Origin of the sequence: Planomonospora sp. ID91781, assembly GCF_015711595.1 — a bacterium.
In the GTDB taxonomy this organism is placed as follows: Bacteria; Actinomycetota; Actinomycetes; order Streptosporangiales; family Streptosporangiaceae; genus Planomonospora; species Planomonospora parontospora.
The window spans coordinates 98119-113320 of record NZ_JABTEY010000005.1; the positions used below are offsets into that span (position 1 = coordinate 98119).

At 73.5% G+C, this 15202-nt stretch carries 17 protein-coding genes; 4 read left to right on the plus strand and 13 right to left on the minus strand.

The annotated features are described in order from the left end of the window. Positions 1-11 precede the first annotated feature (11 nt). From HS048_RS36140 to HS048_RS36185, 10 genes are all read right to left on the minus strand, one after another. The gene (locus HS048_RS36140) at positions 12-1298 is read right to left on the minus strand and encodes a flagellar hook-length control protein FliK (RefSeq protein ID WP_196470330.1); all 1287 of its coding nucleotides are present in this window, start codon (positions 1296-1298) and stop codon (positions 12-14) included. A 20-nt stretch (positions 1299-1318) separates the two neighbouring features. Beyond that, complete coding sequence (locus HS048_RS36145) at positions 1319-2431, minus strand: C40 family peptidase (RefSeq protein WP_196470331.1); 1113 nt, start codon at positions 2429-2431, stop codon at positions 1319-1321. Beyond that, on the minus strand, positions 2428-2865 hold the full coding sequence (locus HS048_RS36150; protein ID WP_068904017.1) for a hypothetical protein: 438 nt from the start codon (positions 2863-2865) through the stop codon (positions 2428-2430). Before HS048_RS36150 ends, HS048_RS36145 begins: the two co-directional genes overlap by 4 nt. A gap of 138 nt (positions 2866-3003) precedes the next feature. Next, on the minus strand, positions 3004-4308 hold the full coding sequence (locus HS048_RS36155; protein WP_196470332.1) for a FliI/YscN family ATPase: 1305 nt from the start codon (positions 4306-4308) through the stop codon (positions 3004-3006). Continuing rightward, complete coding sequence (locus HS048_RS36160) at positions 4305-4970, minus strand: FliH/SctL family protein (protein ID WP_196470333.1); 666 nt, start codon at positions 4968-4970, stop codon at positions 4305-4307. Before HS048_RS36160 ends, HS048_RS36155 begins: the two co-directional genes overlap by 4 nt. Further along, a complete protein-coding gene (gene fliG / locus HS048_RS36165; protein ID WP_191898203.1) occupies positions 4954-5967 on the minus strand; it encodes a flagellar motor switch protein FliG in 1014 nt (337 codons plus the stop codon). The genes HS048_RS36160 and fliG overlap by 17 nt, the downstream gene beginning before the upstream one ends. 1 nt (position 5968) lies before the next feature. Then, a complete protein-coding gene (fliF, locus tag HS048_RS36170; protein ID WP_196470334.1) occupies positions 5969-7579 on the minus strand; it encodes a flagellar basal-body MS-ring/collar protein FliF in 1611 nt (536 codons plus the stop codon). Further along, positions 7579-7890: a flagellar hook-basal body complex protein FliE gene (fliE, locus tag HS048_RS36175; RefSeq protein WP_068904007.1), complete on the minus strand. Its 312-nt coding sequence runs from the start codon at positions 7888-7890 to the stop codon at positions 7579-7581. Before fliE ends, fliF begins: the two co-directional genes overlap by 1 nt. After that, on the minus strand, positions 7887-8303 hold the full coding sequence (locus tag HS048_RS36180; protein ID WP_196470335.1) for a flagellar basal body rod protein FlgC: 417 nt from the start codon (positions 8301-8303) through the stop codon (positions 7887-7889). The genes fliE and HS048_RS36180 overlap by 4 nt, the downstream gene beginning before the upstream one ends. 1 nt (position 8304) lies before the next feature. After that, the gene (locus tag HS048_RS36185; protein WP_196470336.1) at positions 8305-8655 is read right to left on the minus strand and encodes a flagellar basal body rod protein FlgB; all 351 of its coding nucleotides are present in this window, start codon (positions 8653-8655) and stop codon (positions 8305-8307) included. Positions 8656-8891: 236 nt separating this feature from the next. On the opposite strand from HS048_RS36185, the gene HS048_RS36190 reads away from it, so the two are divergent. The 4 genes from HS048_RS36190 to HS048_RS36205 all read left to right on the plus strand — a co-directional run bounded on the left by HS048_RS36190 (position 8892) and on the right by HS048_RS36205 (position 11387). After that, a complete protein-coding gene (locus tag HS048_RS36190; protein ID WP_196470337.1) occupies positions 8892-9608 on the plus strand; it encodes a hypothetical protein in 717 nt (238 codons plus the stop codon). 57 nt (positions 9609-9665) lie between these two features. Beyond that, on the plus strand, positions 9666-10559 hold the full coding sequence (locus HS048_RS36195) for a hypothetical protein (RefSeq protein ID WP_196470338.1): 894 nt from the start codon (positions 9666-9668) through the stop codon (positions 10557-10559). A 134-nt stretch (positions 10560-10693) separates the two neighbouring features. Next, positions 10694-10963 (plus strand): hypothetical protein, encoded by a 270-nt coding sequence (locus tag HS048_RS36200; RefSeq protein ID WP_068903997.1) that lies wholly within the window; start codon positions 10694-10696, stop codon positions 10961-10963. After that, entirely contained in the window at positions 10956-11387 is a 432-nt protein-coding gene (locus HS048_RS36205) for a hypothetical protein (RefSeq protein WP_068903995.1), read from the plus strand. Before HS048_RS36200 ends, HS048_RS36205 begins: the two co-directional genes overlap by 8 nt. Positions 11388-11498: 111 nt before the next feature. Here the strand turns inward: HS048_RS36205 and HS048_RS36210 are convergent, their stop codons facing one another. The 3 genes from HS048_RS36210 to HS048_RS36220 form a co-directional block, all read right to left on the minus strand. After that, a complete protein-coding gene (locus HS048_RS36210; protein WP_196470339.1) occupies positions 11499-12155 on the minus strand; it encodes a hypothetical protein in 657 nt (218 codons plus the stop codon). A 265-nt stretch (positions 12156-12420) separates the two neighbouring features. Further along, on the minus strand, positions 12421-13290 hold the full coding sequence (locus tag HS048_RS36215; RefSeq protein ID WP_068903991.1) for a hypothetical protein: 870 nt from the start codon (positions 13288-13290) through the stop codon (positions 12421-12423). 208 nt (positions 13291-13498) lie between these two features. Continuing rightward, positions 13499-15139 (minus strand): methyl-accepting chemotaxis protein, encoded by a 1641-nt coding sequence (locus tag HS048_RS36220; RefSeq protein ID WP_196470340.1) that lies wholly within the window; start codon positions 15137-15139, stop codon positions 13499-13501. Positions 15140-15202 lie beyond the last annotated feature (63 nt).

Here is a 15202-nt window from a genome sequence, read left to right on the forward strand (position 1 = left end):
GAGAGGCGGTGCTACAGGCGGACGTTGAGCATGCGGGATCCCGGTCCGTCGGCCGGGGGGCCTCCGTCGGGCGCGGGGGCGTTCTGGTAGCCGTCCCCGGTGCGGCCGGCGCCGGTGGCGCCGCCGGCGGTGCGGCCCTGGTGGCCCTGGTCGCCCGGGTGGGAGAACTGCTGGGTCTGCTCGCCGGGGCGGCGGCCGTCGCCGGGGGCCTCGCGCTGCAGGTCCAGCGTGCAGGCGGAGAACCCGCCCTCCTCCAGCTCCTGGCGGAGCGAGGGCAGGGCCGAGCGCAGCGCGTCGAAGGCGCCGTCGCTGGTCCCGGCGAGCTGCAGGTGCACGGCGCCGTTGCGCAGTTCGGCGACGACGCTGACCGGGCCGAGGTCGACGGGGTGCAGGTGGACGGTGAGCCGGTGGATGCCGTCCGGGTCCTGCCGGAGCGGCAGCACGTGGACGGCGATCTGGGAGGCGGGTGCGGCGGGCTGCTGGGGGGCAGGCGCGGAGACCCGCTCCGGCCCCGTCACCTGCGTGGTGGCGGTGGCCTGGAAGACGGCCTGCCCGGTCGCGCCGGTGGCCTCGGCCGGGCCGCCGGCGGCGGTGCCGGTGCGGCGGGAGGCGTCCTCGCCGGTGGAGGTGCCCGCGCCGGAGCCCGCGGCCGGTGCCGCGACGGCCTGCCCGGACGCGCCCTGCGGTGCGGGGGCGTCGGCCGGGGCGGCGGCCTCGGGGGCGGCCGTCTCGGTGGTGGCGCCGGTCTCGGCGGCCGCCGTCGCCGTGGCGGACGGGGCCGCCTGGACGGCGGAGGCGGGGGCCTCCGCACCGGTGGGGACGCCGGCGGGCGCGGTGGGGACGGGAACGGCCGCGGTGGCGGCGGTCGCCGCCTGGCCCGCCGTACCGGTGGAGAGCTCCACGGTCTGCGGGAGCGCGAACGGCGGGACCTGCGCCGGTACGGCCTGGCCCGGGAGGCCCGGCTGGGCCGGGACGGGCGGCTGCGCCTGGGCGGCGAGGTCGGCTCCGGCCTGCTGCTGCGCCTGGAGCCGGGTCTGCAGCTGGGCGGCGAGCAGGGCCTGCGCGGTGAGCGGGCCGCCGGCCGGCGCCGCGGAGGTCGTCTGGGCGGACCCGCCGGAACCGGGGGTGCCGCCGGGGGTGCCGGGGACGGGCAGGACGCCCTGGGGCAGGGGGCCTCCGGCCGCGAGCAGGGCGAGGAGGGCGGCGAACGCGTCGCCGGCGCCGCTCTGGCCAGTCTGTCCCTCGCCGGAGGGAGCCGTCATCGCCGACGGGCTCCCCGCCAGGGGGATCGAAGGCACAGTCAAGATCGTCTCTCCTGCTATCCGATGCCGTTCATGACCGGTTGGATGGTCCGGACGTAGGCCTGGGCGGGATCGAACAGGCCGTTGCCCAGCTCATCGGCAGCGCCGAGGGACATCTGCGGCAAACCGGCCGATCCGCTGAAACTCGTGGCGCCCGCGCCGTACCCGGCCTGGACCGCGGCCATCGCGGCCGCCAGTTCGGCGCTCGTGCCGGTCCCGGCGCCGGTCCCGGACAGCGTGCCGGACAAGAAACCGGACAGGGCGCCGGGCAGCGTGCCGGGCAGGGCGCCCGTCTGCGCCAGGACGCTCGCGAGCGTGGTCGGGACCGCGGTGGAGGCGGCGGTGGGGGTGGCCGTCAGAGGGACGGCGGCCGGGGACGCCGCGGCCCGGAACGCGGACGCCGTCGCGGTCGTGGCCCGGACCGCGGCCGGGGACGCCGTGGAGGACGCCGTCGGGGACGCCGCCGCCGGGGTGGCGCCCGCGGCCGCGTCGCTCAGGACGCGGCGGATGTCGGTGGGCTTGCGGTAGTAGTCGTCCATGTCGACGATCTTGACGACGTCGCCGGTGCGCGGGGCGTGCAGCATCTTGCCGTCGCCGATGTAGATGCCGATGTGCGTGGCCGGGGAGCCGAAGGTCAGCAGGTCGCCCGGGAGGGCCTGCTTCAGGCTCGGGATGCTGCGGCCCTCGTTCTGCTGGTCCTGCGAGACGCGCGGCAGGGAGACGCCCAGCTTCTTGTAGACGAGCTGGACCAGTCCGGAGCAGTCCAGGCCCCGCTTGGGGTCCGTGCCGCCCCACAGGTAGGGGACGCCGAGGTACTTGCGGGCCTGGTCGACGACGTCCTGGCCGGTGACCCCGCCGGAGCCCCCGGTGACGGCGTCCGCCGCGGAGGCCGCCCGGGTCGCCTGGGTCCCCTGGGCGGCCTGACCGGTCCCGGCGGCGGCCGCGCTCCCGGAGGCGGCGGCCGTGGTCCCCGAGGCCGTGGTCCCCGAGGCCGCGCCGGACCGCTGGGCCGTCTTGAGCGCCGCGGCGAAGTCGGCGGCCGAGGTGGCGGAGGCGGCGGTGGCCGCGGGGGCCGCGCCGAACTGGGCCTCCAGCTGGCCGACCCGGGCCACGATGTCCATCAGGCTCATCGGCCGTTCTCCCTGTCGGTGCGGCGGCGGTTGAGCGGGAGGTCGTCCACGGCGCGCTGGTCGGCCGCCGCGTCGGCCTGCCGCACGGCGGCCTGGTGGCGCTCGGCGAGCTTGTCCACCATGCGGCGGCGCTGGGAGGCGGCGCTCCAGGTGTCCACGCTGGCGCCGACCCGCCGCGCGGCCTCCTCGGCCTTCTGGATCTTGATCGAGAGCTCCCCGGCGACCGCGCGGCGCGCGGCCATCGCCGCGACGAACGCGGCGGCGTCGGACGGGTCCGGAACGATCATCCGGCCCTGCAGCTCGGCCTCCTTGGCCTCGACCTGGCGGTCGGCGGCCCCGGCCTCGGCGCGGGCGCGGGCCACCCCGCCCTTGGCGGCGTCCTCCTGGGCCTTGCGGGCCCGCAGGATCGACGACAGACGGAAACGTGGGCTCATGTCAGATCTCCTTGGATGCCGGGTTCCGGCCGGGGGAGGCGGTCACGCGGGGGTCTTGCCGGAGAAGGTCCTGCGGGGCGGGTGCCGTACCGGAGCGGAGGGCCGGGGCCGGGCGGAATGCCGGGGCGCCGTCCCCGCTCAGGCCAGCAGGGCCCGGAGCCCCTCCCACGCCTGCGCGGCCGTGGTCTGCTCCTCCATGTCCTGGCGGAGGAACGCCTCGATGCGCGGCCACAGCGCGCGGGCCAGGTCCGCGTCCGGGTTGGTGCCGGGCACGTACGCGCCGATCTCCACCAGCTCGCGGATGTCGCGGTGGGCGGCGAGGATGCGGCGCAGCGCGGTGGCGTCGGCGCGCTGCTCGCGGCTGGTCACGGCGCCGGCGACGCGGGAGACCGACTCCAGCACGTCGATCGTCGGGAAGTGCCCGGCGGTGGCCAGGCGGCGGTCCAGCACGACGTGGCCGTCGAGGATCGAGCGCGCCGAGTCGGCGATCGGCTCGTTGTGGTCGTCGCCGTCGACCAGCACCGTGTACAGGCCGGTGATGCTGCCGTCGACCCCGGGTCCGGCCCGCTCCAGCAGCCGGGGGAGCATCGCGAACACCGACGGCGGGTAGCCGCGGGTCGCCGGGGGCTCGCCCGCCGACAGGCCGACCTCGCGCTGGGCCATGGCGGCCCGGGTGAGGCTGTCCATCAGCAGCAGCGCGTCGCGGCCCTGGTCGCGGAACCACTCGGCGATCCGGGTGGCGGTGAAGCAGGCGCGCAGGCGCACCATCGGCGGCTGGTCGGAGGTGGCCACGACCACGACGGAGCGGGCCAGGCCCTCGGGGCCCAGGTCGTTCTCGATGAACTCGCGGACCTCGCGGCCGCGCTCGCCGACCAGCGCCACGACGGTGATCTCCGCCTCGGTGCCGCGGGTGATCATGGACATCAGGCTGGACTTGCCGACGCCGGAACCGGCGAAGATGCCCAGGCGCTGCCCGCGCCCGGCCGTGATCATCGTGTCCATGGCCCGCACGCCCAGCGGCATCGGCTCCAGGATGCGGCGGCGCTGCAGGGCGGGCGGCGGCTCGTTCTCCACCGGGACCAGCTCCAGGCCGGCCAGCGAGGGGCCGCCGTCGAGCGGGCGGCCGAGGCCGTCCAGGATGCGGCCGCGCAGCGCCTCGCCGACCGGGACGCGCAGCGCGTCGCCGGTGGCGGTGACGGGGCTGCCCACGCCGATGCCGGTCAGCGAGCCCAGCGGCAGGCAGCTGAGCCGGCCGCCGGACAGGGCCACCACCTCGGCCGGGACGGCCGCGGGGCCGTCGCCGAGGAGGACCACATCGCCCACCCTGCCGGACACGCCCTCGACGTCGACCGAGAGGCCGACGACGGCCGCGACGCGACCGGTCACGCGGGGCCGCGCGGCGGCGACGGCCGCCCGCAGGCGGGTGTCGATGGTGGAGATCACAGGCCCAGGGCCTCCTTGGCTCGCTGTACGGCGGTGCTCAGGCGCGCGTCCACGGCGGTCGCGTCGCTTTCGGCGACGGCGTCGCCGGGCTTCAGGCGCGGGTCGACGACCATGGTCACGCTCCGGCCGTCGACCTCGAAGGTGTTCTGCCCGGCGCCGACCATGGCGGCGTGGTCGGCGGGGCTCAGCCGGACGAGCACGGGGCGGCTCTCGGGCACCAGGTCCAGCACCCGGGCGAGGGCCTCGCGGCCGGGCTCGGGGCTGTGCTCGATCTCCCGGCCGAGCACCGCCTCGGCGATGGCGAAGGCCGTCTGCACGACGAGGTCCTCAAGCTCGGCGGCGCCGGGGGCCGTCTGCTGCTCCAGCCGGGCGGCCGAGGCGGCGATCGCGGTCAGCGCGCTCTCCAGCCGGGCGATCTTCCGGGCCTCGGCCCGGGCGACGCGCTCGGCCTCGTCGCGGTGCTCGGCCGCGGTGTTGCGCCGGGCCTCCTCCAGGCCCTGGGCCCAGCCCGCGGCGTATCCCGCGGCCCGCGCCTCGGCGCGGGCCCGCTCCATCACCTCGGCCGGCACGTTCGTGGTGACGCCGAAGTCGGTGGCGAAGCGGGCGGCGCTGAAGGTGAGGGTGTCCGTCCCGCGCAGGACGGTCTCAGGCGACGAACTCATCCTCGTCTCCTCTCCGGATCACGATCTGGCCGGACTCCTCCAGGGCGCGGATCGCGTGCACGATCTTGGCCTGGGACTCCTCGACGGTGCGCAGCCGCACCGGGCCGAGCAGCTCGATCTCCTCGACGAGGTTCGCGGCGGCCCGCTCGGACAGGTTCTTGGTGATCTTGTTGAGCACGTCCTGCCCGACGCCCTTGAGGGCGGTGGCCAGGTCCACGGTCTCGACCTGCCGGACCACGAGCTGGACGGCGCGGTCGTCGAGGTGGACGACGTCCTCGAACATGAACATCCGGCTCCGGACCTCCTCGGCCAGCTCGGGGCTGCGCCCCTCCAGCCCTTCGAGGATGAGGCGCTCGGTGACGCGGTCGGCACGGTTGATGATGTCGACCAGAGGTTGCAGACCGCCCACGGCGGAGAGGTCGGACGGTTGCAGAACCGACGAGAGCTTGCGCTCCAGCAGCGACTCCACCTGGCGGATGATGTCGGGTGAGGTGCGGTCCATCACCGCGATGCGGTGCGCCACGTCGGCCTGCAGGTTCGGGTTGAGCCCCGACAGGATCTGCGAGGCCAGGTGCGCCGGCAGGTGCGCCAGCACCAGCGCGATCAGCTGCGGGTGCTCGTCCTGGACGAATCCCAGCACCTGACGGGGGTCGGCCCGCTGCAGGAAGCTGAACGGCATGTCGACCAGCGACGCCGACAGGCGCTCGACGATCTGGCTGGCCCGCTCGCGGCCCAGCGTCGCCTCCAGCACCTCGCGGGCGAAGTCCATGCCGCCCTGGCCGGCGTAGCGGTAGGCGACCGCCAGGTCGCGGAACTCGGTGAGGATGTCCACCGCGTCACCGGGGTCGACGGTGCCGAGCCGCACGATCTCGGCGGTCAGCTCCTCGACCTCGGGCTCGCGCAGCTGCGCGAGCACCTTCGCCGAGTCCTCCTTGCCCATCTGGACCAGGAGCACGGCGGCCTTGCGCAGGCCGCTCATCGTCTCGACCATCGGCATGTCAGCTCCTCCTGTCGGCGAGCCAGCCGCGCAGCAGCTGGGCGACTTCCTCGGGCTGCCGGTCGACCAGGCCGGAGATCTCGTCCCGGAGCTCCTCGCGCCTGTCGGAGTCCGGCTCGGCGGGCGTCTCACCGGTGCCGGCGGGCAGCGCCTCGCGCTCGGCGGCCTCGATGGCGGCCTGCAGGCGCACGCGCTCCAGCTCGGCCTGCATGGCCTCCAGCTGCTCCAGCTCGGCCTTGTTCAGCTGCGTGCGGCGCCTCTTCTTGCGGCCGCGCAGCCAGGCGATGAGGAAGAGCAGCCCGATGCCCAGGGCCAGGGCGCCGACCTTGACCAGCTCCATGGTGCGGCCGTCCTGCTCGGCCTTGGCCGCGGCGGCCAGGTCGGCGGCGGCCTTGGTGGCGGCGCTGTCGTCGAACGGCATCGCCGAGACGGCGATGGTGTCGCCGCGCTGGGCGTTGATGCCGGCGGCCGAGGAGACGATCCGCTGGATCTCCGCGGTGTCCACGCCGGCCGCGGCCTGGCCGTCGACCAGCACCGCGACGTCGAGCTTGCGGACCTTGCCGGGGGCGGTCTTGCGGGTCTCGGTGACCAGGCCCACGGCGTTGTCGCGGGTCTCGGTGGTCGACTTGTAGTCGTTGCCGCCGTTCGCGTTCGGGACCTGGATGTTGTCGGGGCCGAGGACGCCGCCGGTGGGCGTGCCGCCCCCGGTGTAGGTCTCCTCCTTGGTCGTCGACGACAGCGGCGGGAGGGCCGGGTCGCTGACGTACCGCTGGCTCTTGGTCTCGGTCTGGTCGTAGTCGAGGTCGGCGGTGACCTTGACGACGGCCTTGTTCGGGCCGAGGACCTGGGTCAGCATCTGCTGCAGGGAGCCGCTCATCCGCTGCTCGAACGACTGGGTCTGCTCCTCGCGCTCGCTGCCGGCGCCGGTGAGGGCCTGCTCGCCCGCGGCGGCCAGCACCTGGCCGCTGGAGTCGGCCAGCGTCACGTCCGTCGGGGACAGGCCCTCGACGCTGGAGCTGACCAGGTTCACCACGGCCTTGATCTGGCTGTTGGTCAGCGGCTTGGTGGGCTGGGTGCCCACCAGGACCGAGGCGGTCGGCTTGGCGGCGTCGTCGGCGAAGACGTCCTTCTGCGGGATCGCCAGGTGCACGCTGGCGGAGGTGACGCCGTCGATCGCCTTGATCGTCCTGGCGAGCTCACCCTCCAGGGCGCGCTGGTAGCCGACGTGCTGCATGAAGTCGGAGGTGGTGACGCCCTGCTTGTCCAGCAGGGAGTAGCCGCCGCCGTCGGCCTGGGTCGGCAGGCCCTGGCCGCTCATCTTCAGCCGCAGGTCGTAGACCTGCGCCTGCGGCACCATGATCGTGCCGCCGCCGTCGGTGAGCTGGTAGGGGACGCCGTCGGCGGTGAGCTGCTCGACGATCGCGTTGCCGTCGGCGCCCGAGAGGTTGGAGTACAGCGTGCCGTAGACCGGCTTGGCGGCCCACTGGGAGAAGAAGAACCCGCCGACCACGATGGCCAGCACGAGGGAGATGGTGACGGCCTTCTGCCCGGTGCTGAACGACGCGAACGAGGAACGGGCCTTACGGAGTGCGGCGAGCGCGCGTTCCTGCATCAGGCCTGCATCCTCATGATCTCGGTGAAGGCGGCGACGGCCTTGTCACGGATGGCGACGGTCATCTGGGTGGCGAGTGCGGCCTCGGTGCTGGCGGCCATGTAGTCGTGCGCGTCCTGCAGGTCGCCGGTGGCGGCCTTGACGGCCAGCGAGTCGGCGTTCGCCTGCGTCTGCTGCAGCGTGTCGACGCCCTGGGTGAGCAGGTTGCCGAAGACCTCGGCGGTGCCGCTCGGAGCGGCGGTCCCGCCGACCTCGGCGGGACCGGTGATGCGCAGGGGGCCCGCGACGGGGCCGATCGGCTGGATGCTCATCCGTTCCTCCCGAGCTGGAGTGCGGCCTGGTAGGCGTCGTAGGCGCGGTCGACGACCGAGATGTTGGCCTGGTAGGCGCGCTGGGCCATCATCAGCTGGCCCATCTGGGCGCCGAGGTCGATGTCGGGGTAGCGCACGTAGCCGTTCTCGTCGGCGAGGGGGTTGTCGGGCTCGTGGACGAGGCGGCCCTCGGCACTGCCCAGTTCGATCCCGCCGACCTGGACGCCGCCGGTGCCCGACCCGTAGTCCACGGCCTGGGCCGTCACGTAGCGGGCGCGGAACGCCTCACCGCTCGTGGGGGCGGCGTTGTTGATGTTGGCGATGTTGTCGGACACCGCGTCCAGCCACTTGCGGTAGACGGTCACGCCGGTGCTGGCGATGCCGATCGCGCGGAAGGGTCCTCCAGCGCTCATGTCACGCACCTCCCCTGATGACCGAACGGAGCATGCCGTACTTGGAGTCGAGGGCCTTCAGCATCGTCTGGTAGCGCAGTGTGGTGTCCATGTGCGACAAGGTCTCGTGATCGAGATTGACGTTGTTGCCGTTCTCCCGGGTCGGCTCCAGGGAGCGGGCGACCTCCGGGGCCACCTCCCCCGGGGACGTCCCGTTCTCGACGGCGGTGCGCAGGGCGTCTTCGAACTGGACGCGGCCGGCGAGAAACTGGGGAGTCTCGATGTTGGCGATGTTGTCTGCGATCACACGCTGGCGCTGGGCCAGGCCCTTCAGCGCGACGCGCACCACGCTGGACGTGACGTCCTCGAGCACGAACAGACTCCGTTCGTTCTGCTACGGCCGCCGATCCTTGGCGTAACGGGGTGAGCACTCCCTGCTCAGGTAGGCCCATCGGACGCCGCGGAGGGGTCCTGAGGTTTTTCCCGGATCCGATCGGGACGGCAGGTCACGGTTGTCCCTCAAGTCCTCAGATCCACCCCTGAACCTGCCGAAGGGCAGGATGCCCGCTTTCGCCGAGTCCCGTGTCCGCGGCCAGGAGGAGCTCCCACATGACCGACGGCATCGCCGCGATCCAGTCCCGCGTGGCCCAGCTGCAGGGCCAGTTCACCCAGATCGGGGCCCGCTCCGGCGTCTCCGGCGCCTCCGGTCAGAGGTTCGCCGCCGAGCTCACCGCCGCACAGGGCGGGCAGCGCGGCAGCGCGACGGCCTCCCCGTCCGCCACGGCCTCCGCCACCGCGACCGCGGGCGCGTCCACCACCGCCGCCACGCAGGGTACGGCCGGCACGGCCTCCACCGCTCCCGCGCAGGGTACGGCCGGCGGCCCGGCCGGCACCGGCGCGGTGACCTCCGGCGGGGGTGTCACCGCGGCGCACGAGCCGTCCAAGGTCCTGGGCGGCGGCGGCCGCATCACCTCCACCATGCGCGAGGCCATCGAGGAGGTCGACGCGAAGTTCGGGAAGTTCTCCGCGATCGGCGCCTGGCGCGCCGACGGCGGCATGCCCGGCAGCGACCACCCCACCGGCAAGGCCGCCGACTTCATGATCACCTCAGGTGGCAAGATGCCCTCCGCGGCCAGGCTCAAGGAGGGCTGGGAGATCGCCAACTACCTCAAGGACAACGCCGACCGCCTCGGCGTCAAGTACGTGATCTTCGCCCAGCACATCTGGAACCCCTCCCGCGCGGGCGAGGGCTGGCGCCTGATGGAGGACCGCGGCGGCGTCACCGCCAACCACTTCGACCACGTGCACCTGTCGGTCGCACGCTGACCCGCGTGCCCCTTGCCCGCGACAGGGCATGGAACGCAGGACGAACAGGAGCAGGGCATGCCGACGACCTCGCGCCCCACCGGACGCCGCCCGCGCGGGACGCGCGGGGCCGCCGGGCTGCGCCGGATCGCGGGCGCGCTCACCGCCGTGGCGAGCCTGTGCGCGCTGCTCGCCGTACCCGCCGCCGCCTCCACCGCGGTCCCCGGACCGCGGGCGATGTGGCTGTGGCAGCGCGGCGACCCGGCCGCCGTGATGAGCTGGGCCACCGCCAACGCCGTCAAGGAGATCTTCGTATACGTCCCCCCGGAGATCACCAAGACCGAGCTGAACCGGCTCCGGCAGTTCAGGAAGCGCGCCGACGCCGCCGGGGTCCGGCTGTCCGCCCTGGGCGGCGAACCCGGCTGGACCTTCGACCACGCCGCCGCTCTGGCCTGGCAGCGCGCCGCGATGGGCACCGGCCTGTTCCGCACCACCCACGTCGACGTCGAGCCGTACCACCTGGACGAGTGGAGCACCGACCGGCCCGGCACCGTCGCGGCCTTCCTCGGCCTGCTCGCCGCGCTCCGCGACGCCGACCCCCGGCCCCTCGAGGCCGACGTGCCGTTCTGGTACGACACCGTGCCCGCGGGCGGCTCCACCCTGGCCGACGAGGTGCTGGCGCGCGTCGACGCGGTCACCGTGATGAGCTACCGCGACACCGCCACCGGACCGGGCTCGATCATCGGGGTCGGCGAGGACATGCTGCTGCGCGGCGGGCGCGCGGGCCGTCCGGTACGGCTGGCCGCCGAGACCCTCGCCCTGCCCGACTGCCCGTACTGCACCTTCCACGAGCAGGGCCGCCAGGCGCTGAACACGGCCTTGGCCGCGATCGACGCCGCCGCCGTCTTCTACCCCGCCTACGCCGGCATGGCCGTCCACGACCACGCCTCCTGGAGCGCCCTGCGCCCCTGACCCCTCCCACCGGGTGCGCGCTCCGGGCGTCCCGGCGGGCCGGTCCGCAGACCGCCGGGACGCCCGGGACGACCGGCGGATCGTTTCCCGGTTCTCCCTCCTCAGGCCCGCACGGCATGAGTATGATCCCGGGTATGAGCGGAGACAGGAAGACCCGGATCACCATCACCGTGGACCCTGACGTCGTGGAATACGCCGAGCATCTGGTGGCCAGCGGCAAGGCGACCAGTGTGGCCGCCGTCTTCAATGACGCCATCGCCGCCAAGCGCATCGCCGACCAGCGCGCGCTGGCGCTCCTGAGAGAACACGCCCGCAGAGCCGATCCGGAACGAGTGGCCCGCATGATGCGGCACGTCAACCGCCAGTTGGTCGAGCAGGGCTTCCCGGCGGCGCCTGGTGAGTGATTTCACCCCCGCCCCCCACATTCTCGATTCCAGCGTCCTGGCCGACGTGGCCCGGGGCGACGGCGACCTGATCGGGTTCCTGCAGGACTTCGACCGGGCGGGGCAGCCCCTGGTCATCCCGTCGCTCGCAGCGGCCGGAGCGCTGCTCGACAGCCGGGGCCTGCCGGACGCACAGGCATTGCTCGCGGGCCTGGCCGCGTTCGAGCGCGCCACCGTGGCCCCGCTCGACGGCATTCACCAGGCCGCCAAACTCACCGACATGATGGCGGTCACCGGACTCGACCCGTGGGACGCGCATGCCGCCGCCATCGCCGACGTGGCGGTCTGCCCGATCTTCACACTCGACGCCGCCAAGTGGCGGGAGCCGTCCCGCGCCCTGGACAGGCCTCTGCACGTCATCGAGATCGCCGACCCCGACCGTTGACGGAGAACGCGTGAGGACGACGTGCGGGAGAGCCCCGGTTCGTGCGAACCGGGGCTCTCCCGTGTGCGTCGGGCCTGCTCACGGCGCGGGCCGGGCCGGCGGGCGGGACCGTCAGACGGCGGTCTCGGGGTCCTCGACCGGGGCGGGCTCCTCAGCGGGCTCCTCGGTCGGGTCCTCGGTGGGCTCCTCGGTCGGGTCGGGGTCCGCGACCGGGTCCTCGGTGGGCTCCGGCTCGGCGACGGGCTCGGGGCTGGTGGCGTTGACGTGGGCGGCGAACAGACCGGCGGCGGTCTTGACGCCGTTCACGGTGACCTTGTCGCCCTCGGCGAGGGTGTCGAGGATCGTCTTCTCGTCGTCCTTGGTGACCTTGGTGGTGGCGGAGACCTTGAACACGGCCTCGGTGCCCGCGACGAGCTTGGAGCCGCTCGCCACCTGCACCGTGACGGTGCCGGCGGCGGCGTCCACGGCGGTGACGACGCCGACCGCGGCGAAGGGCAGGACGGCCTTCGCCGCCTCCGCGGCCTTCTTCGCCGCGGCGGCCGCCTTGGCCGCAGCCGCCTTGGCCGCGGCGGCCTTCGCGGCGGCGGCCTTCTTCGCTGCGGCGGCGGCCTTGGCCTGCGCGGCCTTGGCGGCGGCGACCTGCTTGGCCGTCGCGGCCTTGGTGGGCTTCTTGGGGGCGGCGCTGGCGACACCGGCGGTCACGGGCACGCTCACGGTCACGGCGGTGGCCACGGCGAGGGCGGCCCAGGTCTTCCTGCTGTTCAACACGGTGTCCTCTTCCGATTACCGACAGTAGGGATAGCCCTCCCATCGGCGGCCGGACGGCCCGCTGTAGGAAAAACCGGAAGAGATATCGTCGCCGCTCCCGTCCACCAGTCCCCGCCGCGGGGCGGGGACGGGCGAGCGGCCCCCGGGACCGGACACGGAACGGAGCCGGCGCAGGACGAAACCGGGCGACGTCCGGGATCGGGCGGAGAACAGAGCCCGGCGACGTCCGGGATCGGGCGGCTCCGAAATCGATTGACGTCCGGGGTCAGCGGAGGACGGGCAGGCCCAGGACGCCCAGGCACGGGTCGAGGAGCCGTCCGAGCAGTGCCGCGTCGAGCAGGTCGGCGACGGTCAGGGCGTGCACGGCGCCGCTGAGGAGGTTCCACACCCCGCCCGCGCGGTCGGCGACCGGGATGCCGGCGGCGTCGACGGCCTGGACCAGTTCGAACTGCGCGGCGGCGGCGGCCCGCACGCGGTCGGACATGTGCACCGCCCACGAGGCCTCGTGCACGGCCTGCGACCAGCCGGAGGAGTCGAGGCGGGTCCGGTCGCTGAGGGCGGTCAGCCGCTCCAGGTCGGAGGCGCCGAGCGTCTCGATGCGCCGGCACAGTCCCGTCACGGCCTGGTGCTGGGGGCCGGTGTCCACCGGGCGGTCCGGCAGTTCGCGGGTGGCGGCGAGCCAGCCGACGGCCAGCCGCCGCCGGGTGTCGGCCGGCAGCAGCTCGCGCAGGTAGGTGGCCATCACCGCGTCGCAGACCACGGCGGTGGCGGCGGAGGCCGTGTCGTCCTGGCGGCGGACGCCCTCCTGCTCCTGCCACGTCCAGCCGAGCACGTCGTGGCGGACGCAGTGCAGCAGCGCGTCGGGGGTGCCGATGGGCGCCCGCTCCAGCAGGGCGAGGGCTCCCTCGGCGTCCTGCTGGGAGAGGCTGCGGACGGTGGGGCGCAGCACGGTCGCCGCGTGGATGTCCTGCCACAGCTGGGCGCGGACCCCGTCGTCGGGCAGTCGGCGGGCCAGCGTCGCGAGGTCGCGGGAGTCGAGGCGCAGGGCGCGGGAGAGCACTGCGGCGGTCGCCGCTCCGCCGTCCAGCCGCGTCAGGTCGAAACCGAGGACTGGGGCGCTGACCAGGGAATACATGAAACAGTTTTACACCGGAGAATAGCCTTTAACCCAATCGATCAGTTATTTATTACCAAATATCACGGTGCGCTCTCACGGCGATACTTTTAGTTGATAAAACCATTGCTTTGCAGAACGAATACGGGGGCCGCCCACGGTGATCGTGGGCGGCCCCCTACGGCGCCTCGCCGCCGGACGTCCTCCCTGGTGGGAGGGGTGGCGGGTCTCAGTAACGGAAACCGGAGACCAGCGTGTGCAGCCGGGCCGACAGCTCGGCCAGCTCGGCCGCGGCCCGCTGGCTCTCGCTCACGCCCTCGGCCGTCACGTGCGCGGCGTCGGCCAGCACCGCGATGTTGGCCGCGATGTCCGCGCTGCCCTGCGCGGCCTCGGCCACGCTGCGGTTCATCTCTCCGGTGGTGGCGGTCTGCTCCTCCACCGCACCGGCGATGGTCAGCTGGTAGTCGTTGATCCTGCCGATGATCGTCGAGATCTCCGCGATGGCCGCCACCGCGCTCTCGGTGTCGGCCTGGATCGCCTCGACCCGCTTGGAGATGTCCTCGGTCGCCTTGGCCGTCTCCTGCGCCAGGTCCTTGACCTCGCCCGCGACGACCGCGAAGCCCTTGCCGGCGTCCCCGGCCCGCGCCGCCTCGATGGTGGCGTTCAGCGCCAGCAGGTTGGTCTGCTCGGCGATCGAGGTGATGGTCTTGATCACGCTGCCGATCTCCGCCGACGAGGCGCCGAGCTTGGCGACGGTCTCGTTGGTGGAGGCGGCGACCTCCACCGCCTTCGAGGCGACCTTGGCGCCCTCGCCGGCGTTGTGCGCGATCTCCCGGATGGACGCGCCCATCTCCTCGCTGCCGGCCGAGACGGTCTGCACGTTGTGCGAGACCTGGGCCGCGGCGGCGGCGGCGCTGCCGGCCTGGGTGGAGGCCTCGTCCGCGCTGGCGGCGATGCGGTCGCTGACCGCCGACAGCCCGGTCGAGCTGACGGCCAGCGTGTCGGCGCTGGTGGCCAGCGCCTCCATGGCCCGCCTCATCGAGCCGGTGGCCTGGTTGACCGCCACCGCCATCTCACCGGTCTCGTCGCGGGAGACCACCTCGACGGTCCGGGTCAGGTCGCCCTTCGCCATCAGATCCAGCACCCGCAGGACCGGCTGCAGCGAGCGGACCATCTGGCGGCTCACCAGCCGGGCCATGCCGACCGCGAAGACCAGGCCGAAGCCGAGCAGCACCAGGACCGTGGTGCGGGCGCTGTCGTAGCCGGCGACGCCGGCGGCGGCCATCTGCCGGGCGTGGTCCTGCTCCATCTTCTTGAGGGTGGCCATGGAGCTGTTGATCTGAGCGGAGAGCTCGGGGAACCGGCTCATGTCCGCCGGGCTGTAGCCGGCCGGAAGGGCCTCGCCCAGCAGCGCGAAGTCGCGCAGGACCTGGAAGTCATCCCAGGCCTCTTCGAAGGCGGCGATGTTCTTCTGCACGTCCGCGACGTCGGACGGCGCAACGGCCTTGTAGGCCTCGAACGCCGCCGTCACCTGCTCGCTGAACTCCTTCATCTGCGCAGCGGACTCTTTCTTCGCCTCCGGAGGAGAAACGGCCGTCGCGACGGACATGTCATGCATGTTGGACATCGCGCTCCAGACGTCCCCGATCCGCGCGACCTTCTCGTTGCTCTGCGCCATGGTCTCCATGTCGTCGTTCATCGTCGCCATCCGGGTCAGCGCGGCCACGCCGACCACCGCCGCGATGACGGTCATCAGGAGCATGATGATGGACATCTTGGCGCCGATGCGGCGGTCGGCGAACCACCCCAGCAGCGGGTTGCGGCGCACGGTCACCACGGGCCGTGCGGTTTCGTTCAGGTGATCGGTCACGATCAGGTCCTTTCCAGCGCGAGACCGGGGAGCTGCGGAGCAGCGGAAGTCATAAGGGTTGCG